We start from the raw sequence: 7,971 nt of genomic DNA on the forward strand, positions 1-7,971 counted from the left end.
TGTTTTTGTTTTTTCCTTAATGGTCGTCTTCATCATCATCTGGCAGGCGATGCCCTCCTCGGTTGGCGAGTTCTTTCAAGAGCATTCTTCTAAATTGCCTTTCGGTATGATAGAGTTCTCTTATTTTTTCTACTGAAATGACAGTTTTAAATTTTTCAAAGTAGAGTTTTTCTAAAGCTACTTCCTGCTCACGCAGTTCAAAAGATTTTTTGAATGAGGCTTCTAATGCAGAGCCTGTAAGGTTTCTGCTTCCTTTTCTGTTGTCTTTGAGTTGTCTTTTTATACTCTCTCTTTTTTCAGAAAATTCATTATAAATAGGAAAAAACTTGGCTGCCTCATCCGAAGAAAGATTGAGGTTTTGAGTAATCATGGCTACTCGCATAGCTTTGAGCTGTTCACTCATTTCCTCTCCCCCTCGTTTTCCTCTTTGAGCAAAGGCTGTTAAAGAAGTGAAGAGAAAAAATATAAAAGCGATATAGAATTTATTTTTCATAGATTTTGATAGTTTGTCTTTGTTGTATAGTATAATTTATGAACCACAGAGTTAAAAGAGAACACAGAGAAAACGGTATTTCATTTACCACTTACTATTTTAATTTAAAGATATTCCTCTTCCAACATCAAGTCTAAAGATTCATTATCAATAGAATTAAGGTCAGATTCTTCCAAGACATCATTTATTTCTAAAGTAGAGTTTTGGGGTATAAAACTAATAAGTTCTGTTTCAGAAATATCTTCATTTAATAAGAAATTACTGATTTGCTCTGTTGGAATGGCTGAAAAATCTAGCTGTTTTTCTGAAACGGCAAGTGTTTTTTCTTCCTCATTGTTTGTCTCATATTTATAAACTCCAAAGGTAGCCACCAAAAGTAAAAGTAATGTCGCAGCAATTCCCATAATTTGAGGTTTTACCCAAAAAGAAGTGGCTTTATTTTCTGATTGAATAGAAATAGATGTTGCTTCTTTTTGCTCCTCTTGCTTCTCACTGTTTTTTTCTAACTCTTCTATTTGAGCGTATATTTTACTAGACAGAGCTTCAAAATGCGCCTCGTCTGGTATTTTGAAGGGGTGTTTTTTAGGTATATCATCTAATTTCATAGCACGTCTTGATTTAATTTTATTGGTAATGTTCTTTTAAATAGGCTTCAATTTTTTTAGTAGCTAAATGATAAGATGCCTTCAATGCACCGACAGATGTATCTACTATCTGTGAAATATCTTCATACTTCATCTCATCAAAATATTTCATATTGAAGACCAAACGCTGTTTGTCTGGCAGAGTCAAAAGTGCTTTTTGAAGAGCTTGCTGTACTTCTTCTCCAGAAAACTGTTCATCACTTTCTAAATTTCTCATTAGTTCTTCAGAAGTTTCATTCATCTGAAGTCCATATTTTTTCTTTTTTCGTTCTAAAAAACGCAGTGTTTCGTTGGTCGCAATTCTATAAATCCAAGTATAGAGTTTAGATTCATTTTTAAATTTGTCGATGTTTTTCCACACCTTAACAAAAGTTTCTTGCAACAAATCATCTGTATCGTCTGCACTGATCACCATTTTTCTAATATGTGAATAAATGGCTCGCCTGTGTAGGCGCATAATTCCATCAAAGGCAATCGTACGCTGCTTAGAGTTTGTGTTCGGATTTTGTAACTGCTCAATCCAAATCTGTTCCTGTTCTGCTTGATATGGAATCGTTTCTGACAAAGAAAAAAGTTAAGTTAGTTATTAATAATTAATGGTTTTGTCTATTAGACACAAGTTTTTAAGAAAGGTTTAATTTGATGTCAAAAAAAGTATAAAAAGGCAGAAAAAATGTTTTTAGAGTAGGTTTTGAATGCCTATTTGTTAGTAATAATCAAAGTTAAAGTTAGATTTTTTTAAACAAAGGTGTTCTGAAAGTGTTATATAAGCAAGAATTTCAACTAACAGAGTTCATTTTTTTACAACTCAATTTTTTTAACTAAAACCTATTTTTTATTATGGCAGAGATTAAAATTAAAAAGAAAACCCCAATTGTTCCTTGGATATTAGGACTTATTTTACTCGCAGCAGTACTTGGAGGTGTTTATTTTGCATTTCAAGTAGATGATATTTACGAGAAAAATAATGATAATGTGGCTATGGCAGATGAATTGCCAGACAATGAAATTACCCCAGTAGATGATGCAACAGTAGTAGGAACAGAACTTATTCCTTTAGAAGTAAATACTTTTGTGGCTTTTGCAAACGAAGAAAATGGTTATGAAGAAGACGCAGAAATGGGTGTTCACCACGAATATACAGGTAAATCGCTTCGTTATATGGGAGATGCTATTGTAGCGCTTGCAGAGCAGAAAGGAATGACAGATGAAATCAATGCAAAAGCATTACACAGTGATTTGGATGCAGCAGCAGATGATATTCAAAAAAACTGGAAGGAAACTGACCATGCAGACCATATTAGAGCAGCTTTTTTGAAAGTAAGCACAGCTTTAAATAAATTAGCTTATACATCTAATGACACAAATTTAAAGAAGGAAGCTAGAGATATTGACCCAAATACATTGACTTTAAATCAGAAGTCTGATGTTAAGGAGTTTATTGACAAGACTGCAATGGTAATGCAGAAAATTGCTATGGAAGAATAGAAGGTTTTTTGAAAAATAAATTACCAAAACCATTTATCTCATTTTTTAAACTTTATTTTTAATTATTATGGCAGACAAAACAGATAATACAGTAGATTTCTATGATGAAATCACTTTAGAAAGATTAGAAGACCTTAGTGGTTATGAAATAGCTGACGGCTACGATAATGTAGTAGGTTGGAAAGTAATAGCTGATAAAGAGTTTAGAGTAGGAAAAGTAAGAGGATTAATAGCTTCAAAAGAGCTAGGAAGAATCTTATATTTAGATGTTGCAGTAGATGAAAGTCTTCGCAAAGCAGGAGGTGTACATAAACACATCGTTGTTCCCATCGGACTTGTTAAACTCAAAGAAGATTTAGAAATCGTACAGATAGACTCTATTGATGCAGATGCTTTCATTGACTATCCACATTATGATGGTTCAGATATTGATGTCGACTACGAACGCCTTATACATGAATATTACGAAAAACATTCAAAGGTAGAATTACAACCTTATGTTGGGCGTGAAGCAGCAGATTATAGCGAGGCTACTAAATATGATAACAAAACCATGTACGGTAGTAGATTCCTAAGAGGTGCAGAATTCTAGGAAGTGTAAAAAACTTATTGTACAGATACAAAAAACCTTGTTTCAGAAAAATGAAATAAGGTTTTTTTTGTGCAAATAACTTTGTACTTTGCGTAAAAAAAGCGTTTTGGAAAATCTACTCCTTATTTTTATTTGTCTGGTTCTAGGATTTGTTTTAAAACAGATTCCTTCCTTTCCAAAAGATTCCTACAAAGGAATAAATACTTACATTATTTGGGTGGCTTTGCCTTGCTTGGCTCTAGTTTATATTCCAAAGTTGGAGTTTTCCTTATCACTCATTTGGCTAGCTGCAATGGCTTGGGTAGTTTTTGGGTTAAGCATTCTGTTCTTTAGAGGACTTTCAACGTTATTTGGTTGGAATAGACAAATTGAAGGTTCTTTGGTATTGGCGTGTGGACTTTGTAATACTTCTTTTGTTGGTTTCCCCTTACTAGAATTTTTATATAATTCACAAGAACCTTTACAATACGCTATTGTATGTGACCAAGCTGGTTCATTTTTGGTGGTGGCAACAGTTGGTGTTATTGTGGCGATGAACTATGCTGGAGAAAAATCTTCATCAAAAATAATTTTAAAAAAACTCTTTTATTTCCCTCCTTTTATAGCTTTTTTGGTAGCTCTACTATTGATTCCATTTGAAGGAGTAGAACATATTAGCACAACATTGGAAGCAGTTTTGAAAACCCTAGCACAGCCACTTGTTGTTCTAGCTATTTTTTCTGTTGGGCTTCAAATAGAGTTTAATAAAGAAAACTTTAGTTTAATAAATCCTTTCTTTTTTGGCTTGCTTTACAAACTTTTTGTAGCTCCTTTAGCTATTTATGGTTTGTATTTGATTGTTTTTACAGAAAAAAATATGGCTTTCGACGTTGGGGTTTTAGAAGCTGCTATGGCTCCTATGGTAACAGGCGTTTTGCTTGCACAAGAATATGACCTCAATCCAAAATTAGGAGGCTTTTTGTTAGCGATTGGTATTCCAGTTTCTATTGGAAGTGTTTATTTATGGTTTTTATTTTTGAATAGTATTTAGAAAGGGTAAGCTAATTTAAGAGCTTCATTATTTCATTTTTTAGGAAGCTGAAAAAATTGAGAAAGCTAGACTTTATCCAAATCAAAATTATATATATAAAAGGAGCAAAAATACCTAGAGATAGAAGTGTCCCAAAATTAATATTATGGTCAAGCAAATAGATAAAATAAATACATCCAAAGGCAGACCCAACAAATGCAAAAACATCAAACGATAATGTGTTTTCTTCTGTCGTTTCTGTTTTCCTTGTTGCAGCTACTGAATGAGTTTTAATTTTTTCAAAATCTTCTTCTTTTTGGGAAACTACGATGTTTTGAGTTTGGGGTAGTTCTTTCAGCGTTTCATTCTGTCCACAGTGCGATTTACCAATATATTCCCAAGAGCTTAATAAAAATACAGATTTACAGCTTGCACAAATCACCACCTCATTATTTGCTGCGATAGCATCAAGAGAAATTGGGTCTATACGATTTTCAGATAAAAAATCAGCGTGTTTTATTTTTTCCAGTCTATGTATATGCAACATTGAATTATGATTGTGAGATGGTTTGACAATAGGTACGAGCTTTGATAAAAATAGGATTTACATTTCTACAAAGAAACTCTGAAGTTGTTTAAGAATGAAAAAATAACCGTCGTTGAGGCTCAAAATGCAGCACTCAACGAGGATAAACTTCCCTAAACGACGGTTCTAAACCTCGTTTACGGTTGAGAAAATACATTAGCTTCGCTCACTTTCAGGTCTTAAACAACTTTTCTAAGCATAAGTATTTACACCAAAATAAAAATTAAACTACACCTAAAAATTGCATTGGTACTGGTCTGACCTAATTGGAATAAGGTCAGTTTCGTAGAGCAAACCGATAAAATAAGGGCAAAACTATTACTAGCCGAATAGATTTAGGTTGTATAGATTTGCTAGGTTTTTGTGTGTAGTTTTATTTTGTAAATATGTTTTAAAAAAAGTTGCTTATTTTGTGGCATCTTTTGTTTTATAAATTGAACCTAATCTAAGTGTATGAATAAGTTATCTCAAATAGCTTTTGTGTTTTTATGTAGTTTTTTCAGTCTGATTTGTTTCTTTGGAGTAGCACAAACAGCATCCGATATTGAAAAAAATGCAGATGAAGGAAAGAAAAATGAACTCTCTGCTCGCCAAAGACAAGAACTTAAAAATCCGAATCGTAAACCTTTTACAGCAGTGATTGGAGCTATGCAAGTAGAGGTAGATTTATTTAAACTCAAAGTGCATCCCAAAAGAGATACCGTTATTATGGGAGTTACTTTTACAGTAGGCAAGATGCGTACTCGTGATGTAGTGGTGGTAAAATCGGGTATCGGAAAAGTAAATTCTGCTATGACAGCTGCCCTTTTATTAGAACATTTTAATCCAACAGAAGTAATTTTTACTGGAATTGCTGGAGGAATAGATGCAGAATTATTACCTGGGGATATTGTAGTAGGCGAACGAGCAGCCCAACACGATTTCGGACAACTTACCACCGAGGGCATAACTGTTTGGAAAACCTTTGACTACGACGAGACTTCAAACCCACTATTTTTTCCTTGTGATTCCTTACTCATAGCAAAAACACAAGAAGCAGGCGATAAAGCAAGAATAAAATTTATCAGAACCTACGATGCCAAGCGAAAACCAACCATCAACACAGGGACAATCGTTACAGGAGATGTTTTTGTAGCCTCTACACAATTCAAAAACCGTTTGGAGAAAGAATTTGAAGCCAAAGCCGTAGAAATGGAAGGAGGAGCAGTGGCTCAAGTGTGTTATCAGCAAGGAGTGCCTTTTGTAATTATCAGAAGTATTAGCGATACAGCCGATGAAAATGCAGCCAAACTCTATAAAAAATTTCTCAAAGTAGCATCATTTAATGCAGCACACTTAGTAAGTGAACTTATTTTTCTACTTGAAAAAGAAAACAAGAAGATAAACAAAACAGAATAGTAATAAAAGGATGATAAAGATAATTTGATTAAATTGCTCGCTCATAATTTAATTATTCTATCACAAACTCAAATTTACAATGAAAAAAATGGCTATGTTGGCTTTAGCAGCTTCAATGATGTTTGCTTGTCAGTCTGAAAAAAAGGAGAATGTAGAAGAAACTCCAAATGAAGAAATCGAACTTTTAGCAGAGGAAACCCTCGTAGATGAAACTTCACAAACTACTGAAGAGACCTCACAGGAAGAAATATATACTGTTCGTGGACAGCTTGTAAGTATGACAGAAGCCGATGAGACAGGTCAAGTAACAGTAACTCTAAATCATGAAGCTATCCCAGACGTAATGATGGCGATGCAAATGGATTTTAAAGCTGATGCTGCCGTTGTAGCAGAACTTGCAGCAGAAGATAAAGGTACTTTTGAAATAACTAAAACTGAAGAAGGATTTCTCATAAAAAGTGCAACCAAACTGCCAGCCGAAACGGAGCTTACATTGAAAAAATAATTGCTACAACATAAATCCTATGGTTTTTATATCATAGGATTTTTTATTTCATACAAAACACAAGTTTCTAGTCTTTTATCGTCTTTCAAAGCTGGATGTTTAAAATCCTTTACATGCTGCATTCCAATTTTTTCCATCACACGAATAGATTTTTGATTAATTTTTGGAGCAACGGATTTTATAGCATCTAAACCTTTTTCCTCAAAGGCAAATTCTAAGCATCGTTTTGCACCTTCACTTGCATAGCCTTTTCCCCAGTATTTTTTATCTAATCGCCAGCCAATATCTACGCAAGGCGTAAAATCTGCTTCAAAATTTTGTTCTGCTATGCCAATAAAGCCAATAAACTCATTTGTTTCTAGCTCATCCACAGCGAAATAACAAAAACCATATTTCTCAAACTGGCTTGTCATTTTTTCTATCAAGGCTTCAGTTTGCTCTAAAGAAGGTAAGAATGGAAAAAACTCCATGACTTCTTTATCAGAATTGAGCTTGAAAAGTTTTTCTGTATCAGAGGGAAGCCAATTTCTAAAACCTAATCTTTTAGATGTAAAAATATATTTGTTATTCAAAGTAAAGTGGTTTTTTGTGAAACTCTATTTTGGTTAATTTTGCACTTGTAGCTCATTCTTTAGAATTACGAAGTAATCAGCGTAGCTAATGAGAAACATAAAAGAAAAAGTATATCAAGACAAAAGTAAAAATAAAATGGCATTAAAAATTACAGATGCATGTATAAATTGTGGAGCTTGTCAGATAGAATGCCCTAATAACGCAATTTATGAAGGAGCGCAAAATTGGTCGTTTGCAGAGGGAACAAATTTAAAGCAAGTAGAAACCGAAGACGGAGAAATTTTGGATGCTCATAAGGAAAATGAGCCTTTAGATGATTTTATTTATTATATCGTAGCTGATAAGTGTACAGAATGCAAAGGTTTTCATGACGAACCTCAATGCGCTTTTGTTTGTCCAGCAGATTGTTGTGTGCCAGATGAAAACTTTCCAGAAACCGAAGAAGAATTACTATTGAAAAAGGCGTGGTTACACGAGGATAAATAATTTGCTCCTTGTAGCTTACTCTTTAGAGTGAGAAAATTGTATGTTAGACTTCAGTCTAATTCAAAATATGAGCAAGACAACTTGTATATTTTTTTATCATCCCTAATTTATAAATTCTATGAAATATGTTCTGTTCATAATTTTAATTTTAGGCTTCTCCTATCTGTTGCTTATGATGAAAACATTGATTAAGATTC

The 7,971-nt window shown here is 33.5% G+C and carries 11 protein-coding genes; 6 read left to right on the forward strand and 5 right to left on the reverse strand.

What is annotated here, in order from left to right:
* Positions 1 to 16: 16 nt before the first annotated feature.
* The 3 genes from QZ659_RS09430 to QZ659_RS09440 form a co-directional block, all read right to left on the reverse strand.
* Positions 17 to 493: a hypothetical protein gene (locus QZ659_RS09430; RefSeq protein WP_291725370.1), complete on the reverse strand. Its 477-nt coding sequence runs from the start codon at positions 491 to 493 to the stop codon at positions 17 to 19.
* A gap of 104 nt (positions 494 to 597) precedes the next feature.
* Entirely contained in the window at positions 598 to 1,098 is a 501-nt protein-coding gene (locus QZ659_RS09435) for a hypothetical protein (protein WP_291725371.1), read from the reverse strand.
* 19 nt (positions 1,099 to 1,117) lie between these two features.
* Positions 1,118 to 1,702 (reverse strand): RNA polymerase sigma factor, encoded by a 585-nt coding sequence (locus QZ659_RS09440; RefSeq protein ID WP_291725372.1) that lies wholly within the window; start codon positions 1,700 to 1,702, stop codon positions 1,118 to 1,120.
* A gap of 275 nt (positions 1,703 to 1,977) precedes the next feature.
* Here QZ659_RS09440 and QZ659_RS09445 point away from each other — a divergent pair, with 275 nt between their 5' ends.
* From QZ659_RS09445 to QZ659_RS09455, 3 genes are all read left to right on the forward strand, one after another.
* A complete protein-coding gene (locus QZ659_RS09445; RefSeq protein ID WP_291725373.1) occupies positions 1,978 to 2,625 on the forward strand; it encodes a hypothetical protein in 648 nt (215 codons plus the stop codon).
* Between the two features lie 67 nt (positions 2,626 to 2,692).
* The gene (locus QZ659_RS09450; RefSeq protein WP_291725374.1) at positions 2,693 to 3,217 is read left to right on the forward strand and encodes a PRC-barrel domain-containing protein; all 525 of its coding nucleotides are present in this window, start codon (positions 2,693 to 2,695) and stop codon (positions 3,215 to 3,217) included.
* Between the two features lie 88 nt (positions 3,218 to 3,305).
* Positions 3,306 to 4,247: an AEC family transporter gene (locus QZ659_RS09455; RefSeq protein ID WP_291725375.1), complete on the forward strand. Its 942-nt coding sequence runs from the start codon at positions 3,306 to 3,308 to the stop codon at positions 4,245 to 4,247.
* Between the two features lie 10 nt (positions 4,248 to 4,257).
* On the opposite strand, the gene QZ659_RS09460 is transcribed toward QZ659_RS09455, so the two are convergent.
* Complete coding sequence (locus QZ659_RS09460; RefSeq protein ID WP_291725376.1) at positions 4,258 to 4,773, reverse strand: hypothetical protein; 516 nt, start codon at positions 4,771 to 4,773, stop codon at positions 4,258 to 4,260.
* Positions 4,774 to 5,265: 492 nt separating this feature from the next.
* Here QZ659_RS09460 and QZ659_RS09465 point away from each other — a divergent pair, with 492 nt between their 5' ends.
* Entirely contained in the window at positions 5,266 to 6,210 is a 945-nt protein-coding gene (locus QZ659_RS09465) for a 5'-methylthioadenosine/adenosylhomocysteine nucleosidase (RefSeq protein WP_291725377.1), read from the forward strand.
* A gap of 79 nt (positions 6,211 to 6,289) precedes the next feature.
* Positions 6,290 to 6,715 (forward strand): copper-binding protein, encoded by a 426-nt coding sequence (locus QZ659_RS09470; RefSeq protein ID WP_291725378.1) that lies wholly within the window; start codon positions 6,290 to 6,292, stop codon positions 6,713 to 6,715.
* A gap of 26 nt (positions 6,716 to 6,741) precedes the next feature.
* On the opposite strand, the gene QZ659_RS09475 is transcribed toward QZ659_RS09470, so the two are convergent.
* Positions 6,742 to 7,287 carry a GNAT family N-acetyltransferase gene (locus tag QZ659_RS09475; protein WP_291725379.1) on the reverse strand — a complete coding sequence of 182 codons (546 nt, stop codon included), beginning with the start codon at positions 7,285 to 7,287 and terminating at the stop codon, positions 6,742 to 6,744.
* A 136-nt stretch (positions 7,288 to 7,423) separates the two neighbouring features.
* Here QZ659_RS09475 and QZ659_RS09480 point away from each other — a divergent pair, with 136 nt between their 5' ends.
* Positions 7,424 to 7,774 carry a 4Fe-4S binding protein gene (locus QZ659_RS09480; RefSeq protein ID WP_291725381.1) on the forward strand — a complete coding sequence of 117 codons (351 nt, stop codon included), beginning with the start codon at positions 7,424 to 7,426 and terminating at the stop codon, positions 7,772 to 7,774.
* The last annotated feature ends 197 nt before the right edge of the window (positions 7,775 to 7,971 follow it).

It is taken from the genome of Bernardetia sp. (assembly GCF_020630935.1).
Taxonomy (GTDB): domain Bacteria; phylum Bacteroidota; class Bacteroidia; order Cytophagales; family Bernardetiaceae; genus Bernardetia.